The sequence below is a fragment of the candidate division WOR-3 bacterium genome, assembly GCA_039804025.1.
Classification (GTDB): Bacteria; Hydrothermota; Hydrothermia; order Hydrothermales; family JAJRUZ01; genus JBCNVI01.
Window position 1 is genome coordinate 59635 of record JBDRZP010000002.1, and the last position, 24037, is coordinate 83671.

Here is a 24037-nt window from a genome sequence, read left to right on the forward strand (position 1 = left end):
AAGTGCAATACTATATTTTTGCAGATTTTCACCTTGGCTACTCTGAAGAGAGGGATAAAAAGATATTTGATAAATTTTTTAAATTACTTGAGAAAATTCCTGAAAAAACTAAAATTGTTTTTTTAGGGGATATATTTGATTTCTGGTTTGAATACAAAACAGTTATACCAAAGGAAAACTTTCTTTTTGTTTCAGAATTATATAAATTCAGGGACAAGTTTGAATTCCTTTATTTCACAGGTAATCATGATTTTTTTGTTAAAGAATTTGTAAAAGGTTTCAATATAAGAATTTTTCAGAGGGAAAGGGTATTTCAAATTGGAAGTAAAAGGGTTTTACTTGCCCATGGTGATTTTTATTACAATAAAGATATTATTGGAACCTATTTCAATTTCTTTATAAGAACTGACCTTGTAAAATTTTTATTCTATCTATTTCACCCTGACATAGGAATAAAACTTGCGAAAACCTTTTCAAAAATTTCAAGAAATTCTTCTGAAAAAAAGGAAGTAAAAGAAGAGATTCCTCCGAGAGCAGAAAAATTTTTTAAAAAAGGAGGAGATATATGTATTTTAGGTCACTTTCACAAACCGATGTTTATTGAGAAAGAAGGAAAAATTTATGTGAATACAGGAGAATTTCCTGAAGACGAAACATATGTTTTTATTGATGAACACAGAATTACCCTTTTTAAGAACGAAAAAGTTTTAAAAGAAAAAATATTCTAACTTGATTTTCTCAAAATATTTTTTTATAATTAATATAATTCTATCCAAAATCTATTTATAAAATCCGTTCAAATCGGTAAAAAAATAAAAAAACAATGAAAAGATTAATAGGGATTTTTTTTGCATGCGTAAATATTTTAATAGCTGATAGAAGATATTATGTATGGACTTACCAGTATGCAACAATGGAAAGAGGAAACGGTGAAATTGAGCATTACTCAACATTCAAAATACCTGAACTTTCCTCTCTTGAAAATAATGTGATAAGTGAGCTTCAACTTGAACTTGAAGTGGGTATGAATGATCATTTTGATGCTTCTATTTACCAGATTTTTGAGCAGGTTCCTGGTTTTCCCCTTGAATATAAAGGTTACAAAATAAGGTTAAGACACAGATTTGGTGAAAAAAATAAATATTTTCTTGATCCTCTTGTATACTTTGAATATAAAGGGGTTCCTGATTTTCATAAACATGCATTTGAGGGGAAATTAATTCTTGCAAAGGATTTAGGAAGATTTAACTTTGCAATAAATCCTATTTTTGAATATAAAATAGAAAAAGGAGAAAAAGAGTTTGAGCCTGAATATGCACTTGGAATCAGCTATTCTATCCATGAACTTTTAAGATTTGGAATTGAATTTAAAGGAAAAGAAGGTGCAAATTACTTTGGACCTTGTATAAGTCACGGTAAGGATCACCTCTGGGTAACACTTGGATCCGCTTTTAAAATTGGGAGAATAGAAAAAGGGAATCCTGAGGCTGAAATAAGGCTCCTCGTTGGGATACACTCCCTTACACCTCCTAAAAAGGAAGAAAATTTAAAAGAAAAAATTATGAAAATGATGGAAGAAGGTATGAAAATTATGGAAAAAATGAAGGAAAAGGAAGAATGAAGGAAAAAATTCTATGCCACTTTAATTTTTTAAAGGGTGATGAGGAAGATATAAATAAATTTTTTGATGGTTTAGTTTCAGAAAAAAAATTTCTGTACAGGGTATATCCTTCAAGGAGTGAGTATGACTTTTTAATATGGACCGTTAAAAGTATTGAAGATAGTGAAACTGTTTTTAATTTTATGAGAGATTATTATGAATCTTTCAAAGATTTCAAAGATAAATTGAAATCAGAACTTTTACTCTGGGGTTATACAAAACCTTCAATCTACACAAAAGGAAAATCCCCTCAAGAAATAGATGTTTTTTCCGAGAGAAAAAAATATTTAATTATCTACCCTTTTATAAAGACTCCTGAATGGTATCTTTTAAGCATGGATACAAGGCAGGGTATGATGAATGAACATATAAGAATTGGAAGAAAATATCCTGAAATAAAACAGTTACTTTTATATTCCTTTGGAATTCAGGACCAGGAATTTATCGTTGTTTATGAAACAGAGGATATAATAAATTTTTCAGAACTTGTTTTTGATTTAAGAGGTTCAGAAGTAAGAAAATACACATTAAGGGACACACCAATAACAGTTGGATTTTTAATAAGATAAAATGGAAAGGGAAATTTTTGATGTAACAATAGTTGGTGGAGGACCCGTTGGTCTTTTTGCTGCTTTTTATTGTAGAATGAGAGAAATGAAAGTTAAGGTAATTGAAGCAACCGAGGAAATAGGAGGTCAATTAGTAATGTTATATCCTGATAAACCAATTTATGATATCCCTGGATTTCCTGAAATAAAGGCTAAGGATTTTATTAAAAATCTTTATGAACAGGTTAAAAGGTTTAATCCTTTAATTATTCTCGGTGAAAAAGTGGAAGAATTTGAAAAAGATGGTGATATTTTTGTTTTAAAAACACATAAACTGAAGAGGCATTATACAAAGACTATTATAATTTCAGCAGGGATCGGAGCTTTTACCCCTAATAAAATTGATAGACCGGGTATAAATGAATTTGAGGGTAAGGGAATTTATTATTTTGCAAAAAATTTTGAAGAATTTAAAGGTAAAAAAGTTTTAATTGTAGGTGGAGGTGATTCTGCTCTTGATTGGGCTTTAAATATTTATCCCCTTGCAGAAAAGGTAACATTAATTCACAGGAGAGAGGAATTTAGAGCTCATGAAGCTTCTGTAAAAGAACTTTTCAATTCACCTTGTATAGTTAAATTGAATTATGAATTAAAGGAAGTTAAAGGTGATAGCTGGGTTAAAAAGGCTATTATTTTTCAAAATAAAACTTTTGAAGAGGAAGAAATTGATGTGGATGCCGTTATTCTTGCTCTTGGATATAAGGCAAATATAGGTAAAATTGAGGATTGGGGATTTGATATGGATGGAAGGTATATTAAGGTAAATTCAAGAATGGAAACATCTATAAAGGGAATTTTTGCCTGTGGTGATATTGTGAGTGTTGAAGGTCTTGGAAATACAAAACTATTGGTTACAGGATTTGCCCAGGCTGCAATAGCAGCAGGTTCAGCAAAAGCCTTCATTGACCCAAAAGCGAAGATTTTCGGCGGTCATTCAAGTGAGATTCTTGGTAAGAAATAAATATTGACTTTTTTTAAATAAGTTTTTATAATAAATTGAAGGGAGGAAATAAGATGAAAATTTTATTAACTTTTATATTTTTAATGCCACCACACCCGGATTTAAAGAATAAATTAACAAAAGAAAATTGGGATAAAATGGTAAAGGTCTTAAAAGAGGCAAGGGAAAAAGGTGTTAATCAGCCTGATTATGAAAATTTAGAAAAATTCAGAATAAGAATTTTAATGAAACAGCAAGATACAGCCAATATTCCTGTAATTCTTGTTGAATTTACAGATAATTTAGCCGATTCACCTGTCACACACTTTCAGGATATGCTCTTTTCAGTTGGAACATACCCTACCGGCTCTCTTACAGACTACTATCTTGAAAATTCCTATGGAAATTTCTTTGTAAAGGGATGGGTTTCAAACTGGTTAATGATGCCACAACCTTACTCTTACTATGTGGATGGGCAATACGGTTTTGGTTCATACCCAAGAAATGCCCAGGGACTCGCAAGAGATGCGGTGCTTGCCGCTGATCCTTATGTGGATTTCTCACAGTTTGATAGAAATAATGATGGTTATATTGATGGACTTTTTATAGTTCATGCTGGTCCAGGAGCTGAAGAAACAGGAAATCCAAATGATATATGGTCTCATGCCTGGGTTATTCCCGGTGGAGTGCAGGTGGATGGTGTTATAGCATACAGATACTCAATGGAACCTGAAAATGGGAGGATGGGTGTTTTTGGTCATGAATACGGACATGTTTTAGGACTCCCTGACCTTTATGATACAGATTATTCTTCAGAAGGACTTGGAAACTGGTCCATGATGGCAGGAGGTTCCTGGGGAAATAATGGAAGAACCCCTGTCCATTTTGATGTTTGGTGTAAATATAAATTGGGTTTCCTTTCACCAACAAATGTTACAAGTATTATAAACAATGCTCTTTTTTCACCTGTTGAAAACTCTCCTATTGCCTACAGATTATGGACAAATGGTGCAAGCTCTCCACAATACTTTCTTGTTGAATACAGAAAAAAAATAAAATTTGATTCCTATTTGCCAGGAGAAGGTCTTTTAATATTTCACATAGATGAAACCCAGCCAAATAACAGAAATGAATGGTATCCAGGACATACAAGTTTTGGACACTATAAAGTTGCCCTTGAACAGGCTGACGGAAACTGGGATCTTGAAAAAAATAATAACCCAGGTGACCCAAAAGATCCTTTTCCAGGTTCAACCAATAAAAGATCCTTCGATAACTATACAATTCCTGATTCAAAGGATTATAATTTTAATACCACTTATGTATCTGTTACAGGAATCACCTATTTAAATAATAATTTTTATGCTGACCTTGCGGTTGTTCCAGTTTATAACATTTCAGTGGATTCTTCAAATTTCCCTCTTATAATTAAAAAGGATAGTTCAATCAATCCTATCATATATTTATCTAACAGAGGCTTTTATTCACAAAATTTTAATTTAACACTCAGGATAGATTCACTTTCCATTCCCGTATATGAATACCAGATTCAGGGACTTACTTTATCACCAGGAAGTTCAAATTCTTACAGTTTTCCAGTTTTTAATACCAAATTTTCTAATGGTATTTATAATATAAATGCTTACATAACATCTTCAAATGAACAGATGTTTAAAAATGATACTTTAAGAGAAAAACTCTTTTCTTATGAATTAATAAACTTTTTAAACTCACCTTTTTCAAGTGTTCCCCCAACAATAGATGGCATAATAGACGAAAATGAATGGTCCTCAGCATATATCCTTGATATTTCAGATTATTTAAAAATAGGCGGAAAAAGAAATATTCAGGAATCTTTTCTTTATATAAAAAATTCTGAAAATGCCTTATATTTAGGAATAAAGGTAAAGGATACAACTTCAGGTTCAGATTACATAAGAATTATCTTTGATGATAATGCTGATGGAACATTTCCACCCTCACCAAATACTTCTGAAGGTGAGATTAAATTCCAGCAAATAGGGTCCTCTTTTAATGCAACATTTATTCCCTATTTTACGGGTGGTCAACAGGGTCAATCCCATCCATTAAATCTAAACTTTGCTATATCAGAGATAGGAGACGAAAGACACTTTGAAATAGAAATTCCTTTCTCCTTTTCTGGCTCAGGATTGGATGAATATTTACAGGTGAATTCATCTACAGATACTTTTGCATTTTTTATAATGGGAAGAAATTCTTCAGAAGCAGATATAAATCCTTACTGGTTACAGAATATTCCCCTTACACAGATTAAAAATCCTTCTCTTTATGGTAAAGTAGAAGTTCAAGGTGTAAATGTGGGAGTAAAAGAAGGGGAAATTTCTTATTTAAAGCCATATCTCGGAGTTAAATATGTAAAAGATGGAATTAAAATTATATATAACCAGCCAGATTATTCTCCCTATGAAATGAAAATTCTTGACTTAACAGGTAGAATCCTTTTCAAAACAAAGGAAAAGAATAAAAAAATTACAAAGTTTTTACCCTATAAGGAAAATAAAAAGGGTATTTACTTTGTGATAATTGAAAAGGAGAAAGGAAAACTTAAAAGAAAGTTTATTATTAACTAAACCCTAAATATTATATCTTCCCTTTCAAATAAGCGGATTAAAAGTAAAAATAAAATTAAAAATGTTATTAAATTCGTCAAAATTGAAATTAAATAAAATAAATAAAACATTTTCCCTCCTTCAAATACAAGTTTTGTAACATAAATAAAATTAATTACAGGAATAAAAGATATACGAAGATCTACCTGAGGAACTAAAAAAAGAAATAAAAAAAGGGGCATAAACCAGAAAAGCAAAGTGCCTTGAAGAAAAGATTGCGCTTCTTTAAAAGTCCTTGCAAAAGAAGAAATAACCATATTAATTGAAGAAACTAAAAAGGCAAGAACAAGAACAAAAATAAATAAAAGAAATACCCTGTGAAAGGATGGAAAATACACATTAAGACTCTCCTTGTACTCAGGGGGAACATTGACAAATAAAATCTTCGGGAAAACAAAAAAATAAATAAGAATTGCAAGAATTGATGAAGTAAAGGAAAGTAAAACAACTGTTAATAGTTTACCTGAAATTATATAAAATTTTTTTGCAGGATAGGATAATAGAAGTTCCATTGTTTTTCTTTCTTTCTCACCTGTTATAACTTCTATTGAGGGATAAATTGAGGATTGTAAAAGAATTATTAAAAAATAAAAAACTATTAAAAGGAAAAAAATTTCATTTAAACCTTCCCTTACATAAATTGGAACTTCTTTTATTTCATAATCTAAGAACAAAGGTTTCTCAATATTTTCTTTCTTAAAAAATTCCTCTATCTTTTCATTTTTATATTCAACCAAAACCTTCTTTATAATTTTAATTTCTCTATAATTTTCAAGACTTTTAGGATTAAATAAAATTTTAAATTCATTATTTTCTAAAATGAGACCTGAAATATTTTTATTCTTTAAAATTAAAGATTCAGGTTTTTCTGAAAGAATAATCTCAAAACCTTCTTTTTTAAGAAGATTTTCTATTTTATCATATTCCTCAAAAGGTTTAATTACTATTTTTGAAGCTTCCTTTGATTTTACACTGATTAAATTTGAAAGAAATATAAGTAAAAGTGGAATACCAATCACCGGTAAAATAAAAAGATTGAATATTGTTCTTTTATCCCTTATAACTTCAAGAAATTCCTTTCTAAAAATCAAAATAAAATCATTCATACATCACCTCAATAAAAAATTCTCTTAAAGATTTATTTTTCTTCTCAAACATGAGTTTTTCTTTTTCATAAATTTTCTTTACCTTACCCTTAAATAAAAAAGCAATTCTATCTGCAAGATATTCAGCCTGTTCCATCACATGTGTTGATATCAAGATCGCTTTGTCTTTTTTCTTTAACTCTATCAGATAATCTTCAATAACTTTAGCTGATGGAACATCAAGACCCTTTGCAGGTTCATCAAGTATTAAAACTTCAGGCTCTGAAATTATTAAAGGAATAAGTAAAACTTTTTGTTTATTTCCAAGAGATAATCTCTCAATCAACATATTCTTATACTCACTTAATTCCATTCTTTCAATAACCTCTTCAATTTTTCTTTTTTCAATTTTATTTTGATAATAAAGTTTTGAAAAAATTTCTATAAACTCTATTACCTTTAACCTTGGATAAAGTCCTGTATCTGAGGGAAGGTATCCTATAAATTTTTTTGCCTTATCCTCCTCTTTTGAAATATCTATTCCATTTATTAGAACACTACCTTCATCAGGTTTCATTATTCCTGCTATTATTCTTAAACTCGTTGTTTTTCCTGCTCCATTTGGACCAAGTAAAGCAAATATTTCGCCTCTTTTAACCGTAAAGGAAACACCATCAACTGCCTTTATTATTTCCTTTTGTGTTTTAAAAAATTTTTTTATATTTATAACCTCAATCATATTTTTTATAAATTTTTATTTTAATCTAAAAAATGTATAGATAGAAAAAATTAAAAGGGAAATTACCCCAAAAAGAGGATTCAAAATATTAAAATTAAAAAGAGAAATTCCTGATAGAATTATTATTGCGAGAACTATTCCACTTATAGCATCACCTGCAACAAAACCAGAAGCAAGTAAAACTCCTTTTTCCTTTTTCTTTATTAAATCAGAAATAATACCACCAAGGGCAATAGGAGTAGATAAAGAAAGTGGAAGGTAAAGTCCAACAGCAACAGGTAAAGAAGATATACCAAGAATTTCAAGAAAAACTGTTATCATAATTCCTGTAAAGAAAAGATTAAAGGGCATATCACCTTCAAAAATACCCTTTACAATAAGTGACATAAGTGTTGCTTGAGGCGCAGATAGTTTTTCGCTTCCAATAACATAAGCCTTGTGTAATAAAAAAAGAGTAAAACCTATAAAAATTGAGGAAGTGATGACACCTATTATTTCTCCAATTTCCTGTAATTTAGGTGTTGCTCCAAGGAGGTAACCTGTTTTCAAATCCTGAGAAATGTCACCTGCAATTGCCGCTGAAATACACACAAAAGCACCCGTTGTAAGAGAAGCTATCATAGCGGGAAAACCTCTTCCACCGAGGGAATAGATTATTAAACTGAAAGTAAAAAGTGTAGCAATTGTCATACCTGAAACAGGATTTGAGGAAGAACCAACAAGACCTACAATCCTTGAAGAAACCACGACAAAAATCAAGGAAAAAATAACTATAAGTAAAGAGGTAAAAAAGTTTTGATTAAAGAAAGGTAAAATTGAAATTAAAAGATAAATAATTAAGGAAGAAATAAAAATAAAAGAAAGGGGAAGATCTTTTTCTCCTGGTCTAAAGGAATAAAAACTTCTTTCCTTAAATAAAGGAAAAAGAATTTTTAAAAAAGAAATAAAACCACCTGCAAATACTGCTCCTGCACCTATATATCTTATATATTTGCTCCATATAGTATGGGGATCAAAAAGTTTAGCCTCTGGAAAATAATTACCTATTAGGGGAATTAAAACAAACCATCCTAAAAGACCTCCCCCAAGAAGAAAAAAGGAAATTCTTCTTCCAAGAATAATTCCCACACCTAAAAGGGCAGGGGAATTTTCAAAACCCAGGTTAATCTTATTTTTAAAATTAAAATAAAAAACATCGGGAAACAATTTAAATCCTAAGGCAAAAAATCTATATAAGAAACCTGAAAAAATGCCTTCAAAAACACTTTTAGCCTTTTCTCCCCCTTCATCACCTGCCTTTAATACTTCAGCACAGGCTCTTCCCTCAGGAAAAGGTAAATCTTTATCCTCTTCCTCAATAAATTTTTTCCTTACAAGTATCATAAATACTACACCGAGAATTCCTCCTAAAAGTGATGTAAGAAAAATATAAAAAATTGAAGGATTTATTCCTAACAGAATAAGAGCGGGTATTGTAAAAATAATTCCAGCTGCAAGGGATTCACCTGCTGATGCAATTGTCTGAACAATGTTATTTTCAAGAATTGTTCCACCTTTTAAAATTCCCCTTAAAATAGCCATTGAAACACAGGCAGCAGGAATTGAAGCAGATACAGTCATACCAGCTTTAAGACCGAGATAAGCATTACTTGCACCAAAAATTACGGATAAAATAATTCCCAGAATTACTGCTCTTAAAGTAAATTCTTTCATGAATTAATTATAAGATATACTTTATAATAGTTTATGTTCTTCAGAAAACCCTTTAAACCTGATAAAAAGGAAATAGTGGCAGAAGTGTGGAGAAAGTGTGACAATTGCAGGGAAACCCTTCACTTGGCTCAGCTTGAAAAAAATCTATGGGTTTGTCCGAAATGCTCCTTCCATTTCAGAATACCTGCTAAAAAATACATTGAAATTTTATTTGAGGAAAATTCCTTTGAAGAATTCTTTAAAAATATAGAATCCGACGACCCTTTAAATTTTCCTGAATATAAAAAGAAAATTAAAAAAGCAAAAGAAGAAACAGGATTAAATGAAGCATGTATAACAGGAAAAGGGAAAATTGGAAAGTTTTCAGTCTCAGTATTTATAACAGACTTTTCCTTTATGGGAGGAAGTATGGGATCTGCCTATGGAGAAAAGTTTTACAGGATATGCGAATACGCAGTAAAAGAAAAATTGCCTTTAATTTCAATAACCTCTTCAGGTGGTGGAGCAAGAATGCAGGAAGGAATTCTTTCCCTTATGCAACTTGTAAAAACAAATATTGGTGTTAAATTACTTGAGGAAAATAGATTACCTTATATAACTGTTCTCTGTGATCCTACAATGGGTGGTGTAATGGCTTCCTTTGCAGCCCTTGGAGATATATCATTTGCAGAAAAAGGAGCTTTACTTGGTTTTGCAGGACCAAGGGTAATTGAACAAACAATAAAACAAAAACTACCTGAAGGATTTCAGAGAGCAGAATTTCAGTTTGAACATGGGATGGTTGATGAGGTAATTGATAGAAGAGAATTGAAAAAGAAAATAATAAAAATTTTAAATATTCTTTGGGATTAATAATTTATTTAATTTTCCTTAAACCAATTAAATTTCAGGCTGACTCCCTATTTTATGATGCAGGAAAAAAAGTTTTTTATCTATATAGAAATGTAAAAATTGATTACGAAAACATAACCCTTTACTCTGATACAGTTTTATTTTATCAAGAAAAAAATCTTATGTATGCTTACGGAAATGCTAAATTAAAGTCAGGAAAAGATTCATTAAAGGGAGAAAAAATTGTATATAGCTTACAAACTCAAAAAGGAAAAGTAACAAAAGGAAAAACTAAAATTGAAAAAGGAATATTATGGGCAGAAGAAATTTTTAAAGTTGATAAGGATAATTTAAAAGCTTTTAAAGCACACTATACAACATGTGATTTAGATTCACCCCACTATTTCTTTTTATCAAGTAAAGTAAAAACCATACCTAAAAAAGATATAATCGCACAACCTGTTATTATGTTTATAAGGGATTTCCCTGTTTTATACCTTCCTTTCTGGATTTTTCCTGCAACAAGAGAAAGAAAATCAGGATTTTTAACTCCAAAACCAGGGAGAAATTCTCTTTTAGGTTTATACCTTAAAAACATTACCTATTACTGGGCAATAAATAACTATATGGATTTTACCTTTGGATTTGATCTTTATGAAAGAAGAGGAGTAACTATATTAAGCGATTATGAATATAAAATTTTTAAAACCCTTGAAGGTAATATAAATGGAACATTTACAAGGGAAATTAATCCCAAAAGGGAAAGATGGAGTATAAATGCAATTCATTCACAGAATATGCCTTTTAATATTAAAATGCAGGCAAAGGCTGACTTTATATCAGACCAGACCTATGCAACTGATTATTCTGAATACAGACCTGAAAGACTTAAAAGTGAAAGCTATTCTTTTTTGACCCTTTCTAAAAATTTTAAAATATCATCATTAAATTTAACTCTTGATCACAGAGATGATTTTTTAAATAAGAAAAAGGAAACAAGAGTGCCTCACCTCTCTCTTAATCTTTTTGGAAAACAAATTGGTCCAATGAGATGCGAGGGGGGATTTAATTTTTTAAGAAAAATAACAAAAGACACTACTAAGAAAACCGAGGATAAATTTTTAAGTATGAATCAAGGATTTTTTTTGCAGAACAATATACTGGGAATATTTAATGTAACAAGTTCAGCAAATTTTTCACAGAAAATTTATCCCGAGGATACTTTACAGAATAAGTATCCTGTTTCTCATAATATCTCCTTAAATACTTCATCTGCAATAACTTTTTATGGAAAATCCATTATAAAACCACCATTTTTTGATAACTTTTATCACCTTGCTACTTTATCATTAGGTTATAGTTATAGACCAGGTTTTAGGGCAATAAATGTCAAAGGAGAAGGACCTAAAAATCCTTCATCAAGTATGAATTTGAGTCTTAAAAATGATTATTATGTTAAAAAGGAAAATAAAAAATACTCTTTAATTAATTTTTATCTTTCATCTAATTATGACTTTTTAAAAAAAGAAAAAAAATTCTCAAATATAAATTTTACAGGAACAATACCTTTACCGTTTAATTTCTCTGGTAGCTCTTCTTTTATTTATAATCCATATACCGGTAAAATAGAAAGCTCTGATTTAAGACTATCTTACAACATAAATTTATTTTTTACAGATAAAATTTTACCCTCACAGGAAAAATTGAATCTGAATGGCACATATACCTATCAGAGAAATATTGAAAAGGAAAACCATTTATTAAGTTCACAGATAAATGGAAGAATAACAAAAATGTGGAATTTTAGTTATAACTTTACTTACACAAGTGAAGAAAAGAGAGTTGTATCACAGAGTTTAAATCTAACAAGAGATTTACACTGCTTTTCCCTTGAAATAAGATGGTCTAAAACAGGACCCTTTTATGATTATCAATTCAGAATATGGATAAAAGAAATTCCTGATTTAAAAATAGAAAGAAATTTCTTTGAAACGATTTTACCTTCTTTACAGGAATAAGTTTATTTTTCTTCTTTTTCTTCTTCCTCTTCTATATTCGATAATTTTTCAAGTTCTGCTTTCAAAAGTTCTCCGAGATTTATTCTTGCAGGACCACTTTCAGTGTATTTTGCAATTTCTTTTTTCTGCATAATTCTTTCAAATTCTTTCTCTGATAATAAAATTCTCTTCCTCTGCGGTTCAACCTTTAATACTTTAAGATTTATCTCTTCGCCTTCTTTATAATTTTCTGCTACATTCCCTTTCTTTGTGAGATGAGAAACTGGAACAAAACCTTCAAGCCCTTTATCAACCTCTACTATTAACCCTTTATCATTCACTTTAATTATAGGAGCCTTTAAAGTGGTTTCAGGAGTTAATCTTTTAACAATTTCTTTCCATGGGTCAGGTCTCAGATGTTTAAGGGAAAGGGTTATAAGTCTTGCCTTTTTATCAATATTCATAACTTTTAATCTGAGTCTTTGATTTAGTCTCAAAGCCTCCTGGGGGTTTGAAAATTTTCTTGTCCATGAAATATCAGATGTATGCAAATAACCTTCAATTCCATCATCAAGTTCAATTATTGCACCGAAATTATCAAATCCTACAACCTTACCTTTTACAATTGAGCCTCTCGGGAATTTTTCTTCAATATATGTCCAGGGATCAGGCTGTGTCTGTTTTATTCCAAGGGCAATTCTCATTTTCTCTTTATCAACATCAAGAATAAGAGCTTCAACTAAATCTCCTTCTCTAACAACTTCTGAAGGATCTTTTATCTTTTTCCAAGAGAGTTCACTTATATGGCAGAAGCCAAGAATATCCTTTTCTATTTCCACTAAAACTCCATAAGGTAAAATTTTTCTAACTATCCCTTTTACTCTTTTACCTATTGGATAATTTTTCTCAATTTCCTCCCATTTTTCCGGTATTAAATCTTTGAGAGATAAAATTACTCTTAATCTTTCAAGATCTTTATCAATAACCTTTGCCTTTATTTTTTCACCAACTCTTACCACTTCCTTTGCATTCTTTACTCTCCTTGAAGATAATTCACTTAGAGGAATAAAACCTTCAACATTTTCAAGCTCAAGGATTACTCCTGTGTTTGAAACCATCTTCACTTCTCCTTCTACAATTTCACCTTCCTCGTACTTTTCTTCTATTATTTTTTTCTTCATTTCTAACTCTTCCTCTATGTAGGCTTTCCTTGACGCAACTATATTTTTTCTCTCCTTATTTACTTTCAGAAGTTTAAAATGAATATTTTTTCCTACAAGAAGATTTATATTTCTTACAGGTTTCACATCGATTTGGGAACCAGGCATAAAGGCATCAACACCAAAAACATCAACAATTAACCCTCCTTTAACCCTTCTTAGAACTTTACCTGTAACTGTCTTATTTTTCTCGTAGGCTTCACTTATTTTATCCCACGCAAGCTCAAAATCTGATTTATGCTTTGAAAGAATTACAAAACCATCAGGACCATCAGGATCTTCAACATAAAGCAAAACTTCATCACCTGGTTTCAGTTCCTCTGGATTTTTAAATTCATCCTTGGGACAAACTCCTTCTGCTTTTACTCCAAGATCAAAATAAACTTCCCTTTCACCAACTTTAAGAACTTTACCCTTTACAATATCTCCTTCCTTTATAGTTTTAAAAGTCTGTGAGAGAAATTCATCAAGATTTTTTAAATCTTCACCTTTCATTAAAAATAATCCTCCCTTATTTCCTCTCCCTTAGAGTGGATTTGAACCAAAAAGGAGAGGAAATTTTGAATTTTATTATTAAGCATTTTAAAGCAAAATTTCAAGTCAAAGAAAGTTTTTTAACTTCTTCTTCTATTTTTTTATTAAATTCTTCAATATATTCTTTTGTATTTCCAAAAGGTAAAAGGGGAACTCCGAATTTTACTGATAGTCTTTTTTTTCTCAATATCCACTTTAATGGATTTTCTCTTACATTTTTTATATAAGCAGGAATAACAGGAACTCTTAAATTACATGCAAGTGACGCTGCACCTTTTTTAAATGGAAGAAGAGTCCCAGTTTTACTCCTTGTTCCCTCTGGAAAAATTACAACCATCTTACCACTTTCAAGTAATTCTTCTGCTTTTTCATAAGCACTCACAGCACCTATTCCTCTTTTTATTGGAATTGCGTTAAAGGTTCTTATGAGCCATGCAAAAAGGGGATTTGGTAAAAAAAGATCAATCTTTGCTAAAAAATAACTTTCTCTTTTTGCTGCAAAGCCTATAAAAGGAGGATCCCAAAAAGTTGTATGATTGGGTGTTATAATGCAGGGACCTTTTTTAAATAAATTTTTTCTTCCTTCTATTTTCATTCCAAAAAGCCATTTTATAAAAGGATAGGTAAAATAATAGGCAAATTTCCACCTGAATTTTTCTCTTGATTTATATATCTTTTCATAAGCAAGTTTTAAACATAAAATTAAAACATCTTCTATTTTTTTATTTGTTGTATCAATAAAATAGGCATCTTCAGGTATCTTAAGAGGAGCATTCTCTCTTGATTTGTCTCTTTTATCCCTTTTCTCTAATTCTAAGAAAACTCTCTCAAAATCTATTTTTTCTCCTCTTTTTAAAAAATCTCTATACCTCCTTTGAGCTCTCACCATAAGATCAGCATCCATGTAAAACTTTAAATCTGCATCCCTTGCTATTACAGTTCCTATATCCCTTCCTTCCATAACAACTCCTTTTTCATCAACAAACTTTCTTTGAACATGATAAAGATGCTCCCTAACCTCTTTATATTCAGCAATCTCTGAAGTTATCCTTTCAACAACTGGGTCATCAAGTTCCTCTGTTAAATCAATTCCATTAACAAAAACCTTAGGAACTACTTCAAATTTATAATCGACTTTTAAATCTTTTATTTTCTTTTTAATTTCTTCTAGTTTTAAATTGTTTCTTTTTATATAGGCTCCTATACCTCTATAAAGTTTTCCTGTTAAAACTGGAACATAATTTAAAAGATATGCAAGTTTCAAACAAAGAGTTGTCTTACCACTTCCAGCTGTTCCATCTATCGCGATAACTATCTTCCTCATAAATTACTTTCCAGATACTTTACTATCTCATTAAAACCATTCTCAGTAACCTTTCTTGCCCTTTCAAAAGCCCTTTTTGCATTCTTTCCTAAATTTTCTATTTCCTTTTTGTCATTTACGAGTTTTAAAAAAATTTCAAAAAGTTCATTAAAAGTTTTACACTTTATTCCGCCCCTTTCTTTTAACAAAATTTCCTCCATACCTTTGACATTAGAAGTATAAGGTCCAAAAAAAACTGGAACACCAAACTGTGCTGGCTCAAGTAAATTGTGACCACCATAGGGAGCAAAGGTTCCACCTACAATAACAGCATCACTTACAGGGTAAACCCTTATCAAGTTTCCAAGGGTATCAAGAATTAAAACCCTCTTTTTTTCTTTTGATTTTTCTCCTTTTTCAGTAAATTTCACATACTCAATATTTTTCACCCTTAAAATATTTTCAAGTAAAATTAGAGTACTTAAATGTCTAACAGCTATTATAAAACCAATATTTTCATTTATCTTTATAACTTTTTCTATAAAATTTACCAAACCCTTAAATTCACCTGACCTTACACTTGCAAAAGTGATGGTAAAATCAAAGGGCTTATCAAAAAGAGGAAGGACTTCTCTTTTTATACTTAAAAGTTTCAAATTTCCGGATACAAAAATCTTTTTTTCATCAACTCCGAAAAATTTTAAATATTTTTTCTCTTTACTGCTTATTACAAAAAATCTATCAAAACAAAATAAAATTTTCTTAAAAAAATTTTTAAAAACCTTCCACTTTCTAAAAGAGTTCTCAGAGATTCTACCATTAACAAGAATTATTCTTTTTTTATTTTTCCTTATTTCAAAAATTGTATTCGGCCAGAACTCACTTTCAGCAAAAACTATTAACTTAGATTTTTTTAAAATTTCTTTTATAAAAAGGGGATTATCATAAGGAAACAAAAAAACATTACCTTTAAAATCTTCTTCTGCTTTTTTTTTCCCTGATTCTGTCATTGTAGTTAAAAAAAAGGATATACCTTTTCCTTTAAAATACTCTATAACAGGCTTTATTGAAATAACTTCACCAAGAGAAGCAGCATGAAACCATATTGAATCTTTATCTACTCTGAAATCTTTAATTCTATTCTTGGCTATAGGATAACTTAAAAATGATAATGTTTTATAAGCTCCTTCAATCACTCCCATTCTATTGTTGAAGGAGGTTTTGAAGTTATATCATAAACTACCCTATTAATACCTTTTATTTCTCCAATTATTCTCCTTGCTATTTTATCAAGTAAAAAATAGGGGAGTTTTGCCCAATCAGCAGTCATTCCATCAACACTTTTAACAGCCCTTATGGCAATAACATTTTCATAAGTTCTTGTATCACCCATTACTCCCACTGATTTAACAGGTAAAAGAACAGGAAAAACCTGCCACAGTTTGTTATAAAGCTTTGCTTTTTTTATTTCCTCCTCAACAATTAAATCTGCTTTTTTTATGATTTCAAGTTTCTCTTCGTTAATTTCACCAATTATTCTTACTGCCATACCAGGACCAGGAAAAGGATGTCTTTTAATTATCTCATCAGGAACTTTTAATTTCTTTCCTATCTTTCTCACCTCATCCTTAAAAAGTTCTTTAAAGGGCTCAATTAAAATAAAGGGATGCTTTTCTGGAACACCCCCTACATTATGATGTGTCTTTATTTTACTTGAAGGTCCCTTATAGCTTTTTGACTCAATCAAATCAGGATAAAGAGTCCCTTGAGCTAAAAAACCAATTTTTTCACCTTTTTCCTTACTAATACTTTTTGCTTCTCTTTCAAATACTTCAAAAAAAACTTTACCTATTATTTTTCTCTTTTCTTCAGGATCCTTTACACCTTTAAGTGCATTTAAAAAATCATCCTTTGCCTCCACAATTTTCAAATTTTTGAAATCTTTAAAAATTCTTTTAACTCTTTCTTTTTCCTTTTCCTTTAATAAACCTGTATCCACAAAAATTGGATAAAAATTTTCTGGTATTGATTTTCTGAGAAGAAAAGCAAGAACAGAGGAATCAACACCGCCTGATAAGGCAAGAAAACAGGGTTTATCTTTAACAACCCCTCTTATTTCTCTTATTTTTTCATCAATAAAGCTTGTGATTTTCCAGTTTCTTTTAGCACCTGCTATTTTAAAAATAAAATTTTTAATTATCTTTTTCCCATTTTTCGTATGATAAACCTCTGGATGAAATTGAGTTCCGTAGATTTTTAATTTTTTATTTTCTATAGAGGCATAAGGTGTACTCTCTGTTTTTCCTGTAGATACAAAATCTTCTGGAAGCTTTTCTACATAGTCTCCGTGACTCATCCACACTTGAAATTTTCTTTCTACCCCGTCAAAAAGTATTGAATTTCTTATAACTTTAAAGAGAGCATAACCATATTCTCTCTTCTTTGATTTTGAAACCTTTCCACCGAGTAAATGGGCAATAAGCTGTAAGCCATAACAGATTCCTAGTATGGGTTTTCCTGAGTTAAATATCTCAATGGGTATTTTAGGAGCAGACTCATCATAAACACTACTTGGACCACCTGATAGAATTATTCCCTTTACATCATCAGCATTCACACTTTCTATTAAATTTTCTTCAAAAGGAGAAAGAATAACTGAATAAACATTAAGCTCTCTTATTCTTCTTGCGATTAACATTGTATATTGTGAGCCAAAATCAATAATAAGAATCTTATCTCTTTTCATAAATTATTCCACCCCCAAAAAGTATATCATCATCATAAAATGCTGCTATCTGTCCTGGTGTTGGTGCAAATTGTTCTTCTTCAAAATTGACCTCTGCATAATCATCATAAAATTTTACCCTTGCATCACTTTCCCTGTGTAAATTTCTAATTTTCACCTTCAATTTTTTTTCTCCTTTTATTTTATCAAACAGGTTCAATTTACCAACTAATATTTCTTTTTTCATAACATTTTTCTTAACATCAACTTCAACAACATTTTTTTCAGGATCAATTCTTTTAACATAAACTCTCTCACCAAGACTTAAATTTAAACCTTTTCTTTGACCTATTGTAAAGTTATAAAAACCACTGTGCTCTTTTATTACATTATCTTTAAAAAAAATAAAACCTTTTTTTTCCCCCAGCCTTTCCTTTAAAAAATCCTGAATGCTTTTTTCTATGAAACATAAATCCTGGGATTCCTCATAGGAAGGTAAAAGTAAATTTTCCCTTTCAGCAATTTCTAAAACTTCTTTCTTTGTTAAATCACCAAGAGGAAAAAAAAGGTGTTTTAAAATTGAGGGGAAAATCATTGAAAGAAAATAACTCTGATCTTTCTCTTCATCCTTTGCTTTTCTTATGAAATATTTTCCATTTTCCTTATATATTCTTGCATAATGACCTGTAGCAAGGTAATCAAAATTTCTTTTTTTCATTTCTTCTAATAAAGTCCCAAATTTAAAAAATCTATTACAGAAAACACAGGGGTTAGGTGTAAGTCCTTTTTTATATTCTTCAACAAAACTTTTATTCACTATAATTTCTTCAAAATCTCTTCTTGAATCAATTACAGTATGTTTAACGCCTAACCTGTAACATATTCTCCTTGCTCTCTGAACAGCTTCAATAGAGCAACATGATCTTTTATGGGAATTTTTATCCCATAGAAATAAAGTTATTGCTTCAATTTCTGCTCCCATATTTTTAAGCAAAAATAAAGCAGTACTTGAATCTATTCCACCTGATATTGCAAGTATAACTTTCATTTATAATTCTCTATTATGCCAAATTTTTTTGATTTTTTCAATAATAATCCTATATTATAAAATTTAAAATTGGGTTTAAATCCCTAAATTTAAATTAAAATTGAAGGAGGGAAAAATGCATATACCGGAAGATTTAAAATATACAAAGGAGCACGAATGGGTTAAAATAGAAGGAGAAACTGCTACAGTTGGAATTACTGATTTTGCCCAGAGTGAACTTTCTGATATAGTTTATGTGGAGCCTCCCTCTGTTGGGCAGGAAGTAACACAATTTGAACCCTGTGGAACTATTGAAGCTGTAAAAACAGTTGCGGATATTTTTTCTCCCCTTTCAGGAGAGGTAATTGAAGTAAATGAAGAACTTGAAAGCGAACCCGGTATAATAAATTCTGACCCTTATGGTCACGGATGGATTTTTAAAATTAGAATAAAAGATCCAGAAGAAATTAAAAATCTTCTTTCTGCTGAGGAATACAAGAAACACATAGGAGAAAGCTAAAAATGCCATTTATACCCAATCAGGAAGAAGCTTATAAAAAAATTTTAAATTTTTTAAATATAAAAAGTATCGAAGAGCTCCTCTGGGTTATCCCTGACGAAATAAAACTAAGAGAAGAAATACCTTTACCCTATGCTTTATCAGAATCTGAAGTTGAAAAATATGTAAAAGGTCTTGCTCTTCAAAATAAACTACTAAAAATCTTTGGGGGAGCCGGGGCTTATGACCATTATGTTCCACCTGTTGTAAGATTTATAATTAAAAACCCTTCCTTTTTTACAGCTTATACCCCCTATCAGGCAGAGGTATCTCAGGGGACTCTTCAGGCAATGTATGAATTTCAAACTGCAATTTGTGAATTAACTCAAATGGATGTAGCAAATTCTTCAATGTATGATGGTGCTTCAGCCTTTGCAGAAGCAGTGCTTATGGCTAAAAGAATTAACAAAAAAAATAAAATTCTTGTAGCAGATAACATAAACCCCTTTTATAAGAAAGTTTTAGAAACTTATGCATCCTTTACTCTAAAAATTGAATATGTTAAATATTCTTCTAAAAAGGGAACTATCGATTTTGAAGATTTAGAAAGTAAAATAGATGAAGATACAGTTGGCTTTGCCTTTCAACATCCAAATTTTTTTGGTATTCTTGAAAATCCCTTTGAAATAAGAAGAATCACAAAAAATAAAAACATACTTTTAATTTCTATATTTGACCCTATTTCAATATCAATAATTTCACCTCCTGGTGAATATGATGCTGATATTGCTGTATGTGAGGGACAACCTCTTGGTCTTCCCCTATCTTTTGGTGGACCCTATGCAGGAATATTCACAGCTAAAAAGGAATTTATAAGAATGATGCCAGGAAGAATAGCTGGAAAAACTTTTGATCTAGATGGAAAAGAAGGTTATGTGATGGTTTTACAAACAAGAGAGCAACATATAAGAAGGGAAAAAGCAACAAGTAATATATGCACCAATCAGATGTTATGTGCACTTGCTATTCTTGTATACATTCTCTACATGGGGCAGAAAGGCTTAAGGGAAGTTGCAGTTAAAACTCACCAAAATACAATAAAAATAAGAAATGCTCTATTAAACAAAGGTTATAAAACAGTTTTTGAAGGGGAAATTTATAGGGAATTTGTAGTTGAATTAAAAGAGGATGCTGAAGAATTTGTGAAAAAAGCTATTTCAGAAAAGGGAATAATGCCTGGAATACCTTTAAAAATTTTTGGTTTCAAGGAAAATTACCTTCTAATAGGTGCAACAGAAAAAATGATTGAAAGTGAAATAAACGAATGCATATCTTTATTTTAATATTATGAAAAAGAAAATAGATTCTTTTACTATAAAACACCCACTTACACTTTTTACACTTCTTGATGTTCCTGATAAAATAGGTGTAATTCTTGATGTTTTTGAGAAGATAAGTAATAAAGGGATATCACTACCTTATATTTTAACTTCTCCTTCTTCAAGAGGAAAATCAACAATAACTGTTTTAGTTCCTCCTTATTTAAAAGATGAAGCAAAGGAGACTTTTAATGAAATTCTTGAAAGTCTCGAATGGGGATTTTTAAGAAGTTTTGACGATGTTGCTCTTGTTTCTTTTTACGGGAAAAATTTAATGGAAGAAAAAGGGGTTATGGCAGGTTTGTTAAATATATTTATAACAAACAAAATAAAAATACTTGCTACATCTACGGCAATGAATTACATTAATTTTATTATTCCTGGCGAAATGCTTGATAATTTAAAAGAATGCCTCAAGGAAGAATTGAATATGGGATCATCTTAATATGTATATTAAAATTTTAAGGGCTAAATTACACGGTCTTACTGTTACAGATACAAATTTAAACTATGAAGGTTCAATAACCTTGCCTGAGGAAGTTATAAAGGAAGCAGGAATAAAAGAATACGAGGCAGTTTATGTTGTTAATTTATCTAACGGGAAAAGGTTTGAAACCTATGTAATAAAAGGAAAGAAAGGAGAAGTTATTTTAAACGGCGGAACTGCAAGGCTCGGTATTAAAGGTGACAAAATTCTTGTTTTTTCTTTTATTTATTTAGAGCCTGAAAAGATAAAAGATTTTAAACCTAAAATTTTATTTTTTAATGAAAAAAACGAGATTGTAAAAGTAAAATGATTTATCCTGTTATTTTAGCAGGTGGGAAGAGTAAAAGATTTAATTCTGAAAAATCAAAAGTTCTACATGAAATTCTTGGTAAACCTGTTATATTTCATATTATTGATAAATTAAAAGAAATTAACTTAAATCCAATATATGTTGTATCAGGAAAAAATTATGATGAACTTAAAAAAAATTTACCACAAGAGGTAAAAGTTATAGAACAGAAAGTCCCTATGGGAACAGGTGATGCTGTAAGGGTTGCTCTTGATTACATAGATGAAGAAAGTGATATACTCGTTTTACCGGGTGATACACCTCTTTTAAGGTCAGAAACTCTTAAAAATTTAATAGAAAAACACAATAAAGAAAAAAATACATGCACCTTTTTAACTGCCTTCCTACCAGATCCAACTGGATATGGTAGGATTTTGAGAAAGAATGGAAAGCCCTTTAAAATTGTCGAGGAAATAGATGCTACGGAAAAAGAAAGAGAGATAAAGGAAGTTAATGCAGGAGTTTATATTTTTAAAGTAAATGCATTAAAGGAAGCCATAGTTGAAATTAAACCTGATAATTTAAAAGGTGAATATTACATAACTGATTGTATTGAAATACTTGTGTCTAAAAAGGAAAAAGTGGATACATATACTTTGAAGGATCACGAAGAAATTTTGGGAATAAATACAAGGGAAGATTACGAAAGAGTATTTAAAGTTTTTAAAAATAGGATAATTAAGGAATGGATGGAAAAGGGCATTACAATAATGGATAAGGACTCAACTTATATAGAAGTTGAAGTGGAAATTGGTAAAGACACAGTAATTTATCCCATGGTTTATTTAATGGGAAAAACTAAAATAGGAAAAAGAGCAAAGATAGGTCCTTTTGTTACAATAAAGAATTCAATAATAAAAGATGGGGAGGAAATAAAAGGACCTACTGTTATTGAAAATAAATTTTAATAATTTATTCAAAAATTACATCAAGAGAATTATCCCTTATAATAGCTTCTCTTGCAATCTTAGAAGTTAAAACTCTTGGCAGATAAAAGTGCCTTTTCTGATTACCTATTCTTATAACAAGGTCTTCTCCCCTCTGAAAAACAGAAGCCTTTTCCTTTTTTAAGTTCTTGAAATAAAGTTTTAAAATATACTTTCCATCCATACTCAAAATTTCAAAGGGACTATCCCTGTAAAATACCTTTAAAGGGTCCTCTGAACCATAAATTTCTTCACCCAGCTTTACAAGACTATCAAAACCTAAAATTTCTTTGTCATAATATGGAACCTTAAATAAAGGAAGAGGCTCAAAACTTGTCTTTATCCTTTCAAGATAGTTTTTCTGAATTTCATAAAGAAAATTATTTTCATCAACAACCCTGTTTAATATAACCGCATCCACAGGATAACCATATAAATGAAGATAAGTAAAAGCTCTTTCTGTCTCCCTCATAACCATTTTTTCAGGGTTTGTTACAAGTCTTATTGAAGAGATTTCAGGATTCTGAAGTGTTTTATATAAAAAAAATAAGTCATTGAAAAGATTTTCTGCGGCATCGTATGTTTCATCCTCTGGAAGAGGAAAATCCGTGATAGCTTTTACTGCAGGTCTTACAACTTTGACTATCTTTTTCTGTATAGGTAAGATTTTGTCAATCCACCACTTAGCAACATCTGGAATTGAAAGAAATCTTAAAGTTTCTCCTGTTGGTGCAGCATCAAGAATTATAACATCATAAATTCCATCTTTTAAATGTTTATTAATCCATAAAAAAGAGGAAACCTCTTCCATTCCAGGTAAAACAGATAGTTCTTCTGCTAAAATTTCGTCAACCCCTTTCCACTGAAATAGAGCTCTTATGTAATCTTTCAGTTCTCCCCAGAATTTTTCAACTGAGTAATATACATCAACTTCTTGAGCAAAGAAGTTTTTTTGTACTTCCTTTGGTTCTGCTTCAAGCTCTACTTCAAGAACATCCGAAAGAGAGTGGGCAGGATCAACAGAAATAATGAGAACTTTCTTATTTAAAATAGAGGCATATGCACCTGTAGCTGCTGCAATTGTAGTTTTACCCACCCCTCCCTTTCCTGTGAAAAGTATTATTCTCATTAATTTTTTTAAGCTTCTCTAATTTCTACCTTATGTCCCTCCTTCTTTTTTTCTCCTTCAATTTTTTCTATTTTTTTATCTATTAAAACTTTAACTGCAAGCATAAGTTCCTTAACAGAATTTCTTAGGTGAGTTTTAGTTTCTTCAGGGACAATTGTTTTCATATCATCAATAAAAGCATCAACAGCTTTTGATAAATATTCCATCCATTTTTTCTCCATAATTTTACCTCCCT

Annotated in this window: 22 protein-coding genes; 12 read left to right on the forward strand and 10 right to left on the reverse strand. The window is 30.4% G+C overall.

All coding sequences use genetic code 11. The annotated features are described in order from the left end of the window. The first annotated feature begins 2 nt into the window (after positions 1-2). The 5 genes from ABIN73_01195 (at position 3) to ABIN73_01215 (ending at position 5820) form a co-directional block, all read left to right on the forward strand. Positions 3-728, forward strand: a complete 726-nt coding sequence (locus ABIN73_01195) for a UDP-2,3-diacylglucosamine diphosphatase (protein ID MEO0268343.1) — start codon at positions 3-5, stop codon at positions 726-728. A gap of 95 nt (positions 729-823) precedes the next feature. Then, a complete protein-coding gene (locus ABIN73_01200; GenBank protein MEO0268344.1) occupies positions 824-1621 on the forward strand; it encodes a hypothetical protein in 798 nt (265 codons plus the stop codon). Next, complete coding sequence (locus ABIN73_01205; GenBank protein MEO0268345.1) at positions 1618-2229, forward strand: chlorite dismutase family protein; 612 nt, start codon at positions 1618-1620, stop codon at positions 2227-2229. Before ABIN73_01200 ends, ABIN73_01205 begins: the two co-directional genes overlap by 4 nt. A 1-nt stretch (position 2230) precedes the next feature. Continuing rightward, positions 2231-3229: an NAD(P)/FAD-dependent oxidoreductase gene (locus tag ABIN73_01210; GenBank protein ID MEO0268346.1), complete on the forward strand. Its 999-nt coding sequence runs from the start codon at positions 2231-2233 to the stop codon at positions 3227-3229. A gap of 53 nt (positions 3230-3282) precedes the next feature. Then, positions 3283-5820 carry a M6 family metalloprotease domain-containing protein gene (locus ABIN73_01215; GenBank protein MEO0268347.1) on the forward strand — a complete coding sequence of 846 codons (2538 nt, stop codon included), beginning with the start codon at positions 3283-3285 and terminating at the stop codon, positions 5818-5820. Here ABIN73_01215 and ABIN73_01220 read toward each other — a convergent pair. From ABIN73_01220 to ABIN73_01230, 3 genes are read right to left on the reverse strand one after another with little or no spacing between them, the layout of a single operon-like run. Further along, complete coding sequence (locus ABIN73_01220; protein MEO0268348.1) at positions 5817-6965, reverse strand: ABC transporter permease subunit; 1149 nt, start codon at positions 6963-6965, stop codon at positions 5817-5819. The genes ABIN73_01215 and ABIN73_01220 overlap by 4 nt on opposite strands. After that, entirely contained in the window at positions 6958-7683 is a 726-nt protein-coding gene (locus ABIN73_01225; protein MEO0268349.1) for an ABC transporter ATP-binding protein, read from the reverse strand. Before ABIN73_01225 ends, ABIN73_01220 begins: the two co-directional genes overlap by 8 nt. 15 nt (positions 7684-7698) lie before the next feature. Next, complete coding sequence (locus tag ABIN73_01230; GenBank protein MEO0268350.1) at positions 7699-9396, reverse strand: oligopeptide transporter, OPT family; 1698 nt, start codon at positions 9394-9396, stop codon at positions 7699-7701. Positions 9397-9429: 33 nt separating this feature from the next. Here ABIN73_01230 and accD point away from each other — a divergent pair, with 33 nt between their 5' ends. Both accD and ABIN73_01240 read left to right on the forward strand, forming a co-directional pair. Then, complete coding sequence (gene accD / locus ABIN73_01235) at positions 9430-10248, forward strand: acetyl-CoA carboxylase, carboxyltransferase subunit beta (protein MEO0268351.1); 819 nt, start codon at positions 9430-9432, stop codon at positions 10246-10248. Next, positions 10239-12245 (forward strand): putative LPS assembly protein LptD, encoded by a 2007-nt coding sequence (locus ABIN73_01240; protein ID MEO0268352.1) that lies wholly within the window; start codon positions 10239-10241, stop codon positions 12243-12245. Before accD ends, ABIN73_01240 begins: the two co-directional genes overlap by 10 nt. A gap of 2 nt (positions 12246-12247) precedes the next feature. Here ABIN73_01240 and ABIN73_01245 read toward each other — a convergent pair whose 3' ends face one another. The 5 genes from ABIN73_01245 to mnmA all read right to left on the reverse strand — a co-directional run bounded on the left by ABIN73_01245 (position 12248) and on the right by mnmA (position 19054). Then, positions 12248-13939, reverse strand: coding sequence for a 30S ribosomal protein S1 (locus tag ABIN73_01245; GenBank protein ID MEO0268353.1), 1692 nt, complete (start codon positions 13937-13939; stop codon positions 12248-12250). Positions 13940-14039: 100 nt separating this feature from the next. Then, complete coding sequence (gene cmk / locus ABIN73_01250; protein MEO0268354.1) at positions 14040-15302, reverse strand: (d)CMP kinase; 1263 nt, start codon at positions 15300-15302, stop codon at positions 14040-14042. Further along, on the reverse strand, positions 15299-16483 hold the full coding sequence (locus ABIN73_01255) for a glycosyltransferase N-terminal domain-containing protein (protein MEO0268355.1): 1185 nt from the start codon (positions 16481-16483) through the stop codon (positions 15299-15301). The genes cmk and ABIN73_01255 overlap by 4 nt, the downstream gene beginning before the upstream one ends. Beyond that, positions 16474-18027 (reverse strand): glutamine-hydrolyzing GMP synthase, encoded by a 1554-nt coding sequence (gene guaA / locus ABIN73_01260; GenBank protein MEO0268356.1) that lies wholly within the window; start codon positions 18025-18027, stop codon positions 16474-16476. The genes ABIN73_01255 and guaA overlap by 10 nt, the downstream gene beginning before the upstream one ends. After that, positions 18014-19054 (reverse strand): tRNA 2-thiouridine(34) synthase MnmA, encoded by a 1041-nt coding sequence (mnmA, locus tag ABIN73_01265; protein MEO0268357.1) that lies wholly within the window; start codon positions 19052-19054, stop codon positions 18014-18016. The genes guaA and mnmA overlap by 14 nt, the downstream gene beginning before the upstream one ends. A gap of 115 nt (positions 19055-19169) precedes the next feature. On the opposite strand from mnmA, the gene gcvH reads away from it, so the two are divergent. The 5 genes from gcvH to ABIN73_01290 are packed head-to-tail and all read left to right on the forward strand — an operon-like array spanning position 19170 to position 22655. Continuing rightward, complete coding sequence (gene gcvH, locus ABIN73_01270) at positions 19170-19553, forward strand: glycine cleavage system protein GcvH (protein MEO0268358.1); 384 nt, start codon at positions 19170-19172, stop codon at positions 19551-19553. A 2-nt stretch (positions 19554-19555) separates the two neighbouring features. Further along, a complete protein-coding gene (gene gcvPA / locus ABIN73_01275; GenBank protein MEO0268359.1) occupies positions 19556-20875 on the forward strand; it encodes an aminomethyl-transferring glycine dehydrogenase subunit GcvPA in 1320 nt (439 codons plus the stop codon). Between the two features lie 4 nt (positions 20876-20879). After that, positions 20880-21356, forward strand: a complete 477-nt coding sequence (locus tag ABIN73_01280; protein ID MEO0268360.1) for a hypothetical protein — start codon at positions 20880-20882, stop codon at positions 21354-21356. Between the two features lies 1 nt (position 21357). Next, positions 21358-21708: an aspartate 1-decarboxylase gene (panD, locus tag ABIN73_01285; GenBank protein ID MEO0268361.1), complete on the forward strand. Its 351-nt coding sequence runs from the start codon at positions 21358-21360 to the stop codon at positions 21706-21708. Next, positions 21705-22655, forward strand: a complete 951-nt coding sequence (locus tag ABIN73_01290; GenBank protein ID MEO0268362.1) for an NTP transferase domain-containing protein — start codon at positions 21705-21707, stop codon at positions 22653-22655. Before panD ends, ABIN73_01290 begins: the two co-directional genes overlap by 4 nt. Before the next feature lie 4 nt (positions 22656-22659). Here the strand turns inward: ABIN73_01290 and ABIN73_01295 are convergent, their stop codons facing one another. Beyond that, the gene (locus ABIN73_01295) at positions 22660-23802 is read right to left on the reverse strand and encodes an ArsA family ATPase (GenBank protein ID MEO0268363.1); all 1143 of its coding nucleotides are present in this window, start codon (positions 23800-23802) and stop codon (positions 22660-22662) included. An 8-nt stretch (positions 23803-23810) separates the two neighbouring features. After that, positions 23811-24023, reverse strand: coding sequence for a hypothetical protein (locus tag ABIN73_01300; GenBank protein MEO0268364.1), 213 nt, complete (start codon positions 24021-24023; stop codon positions 23811-23813). Positions 24024-24037: the final 14 nt, after the last annotated feature.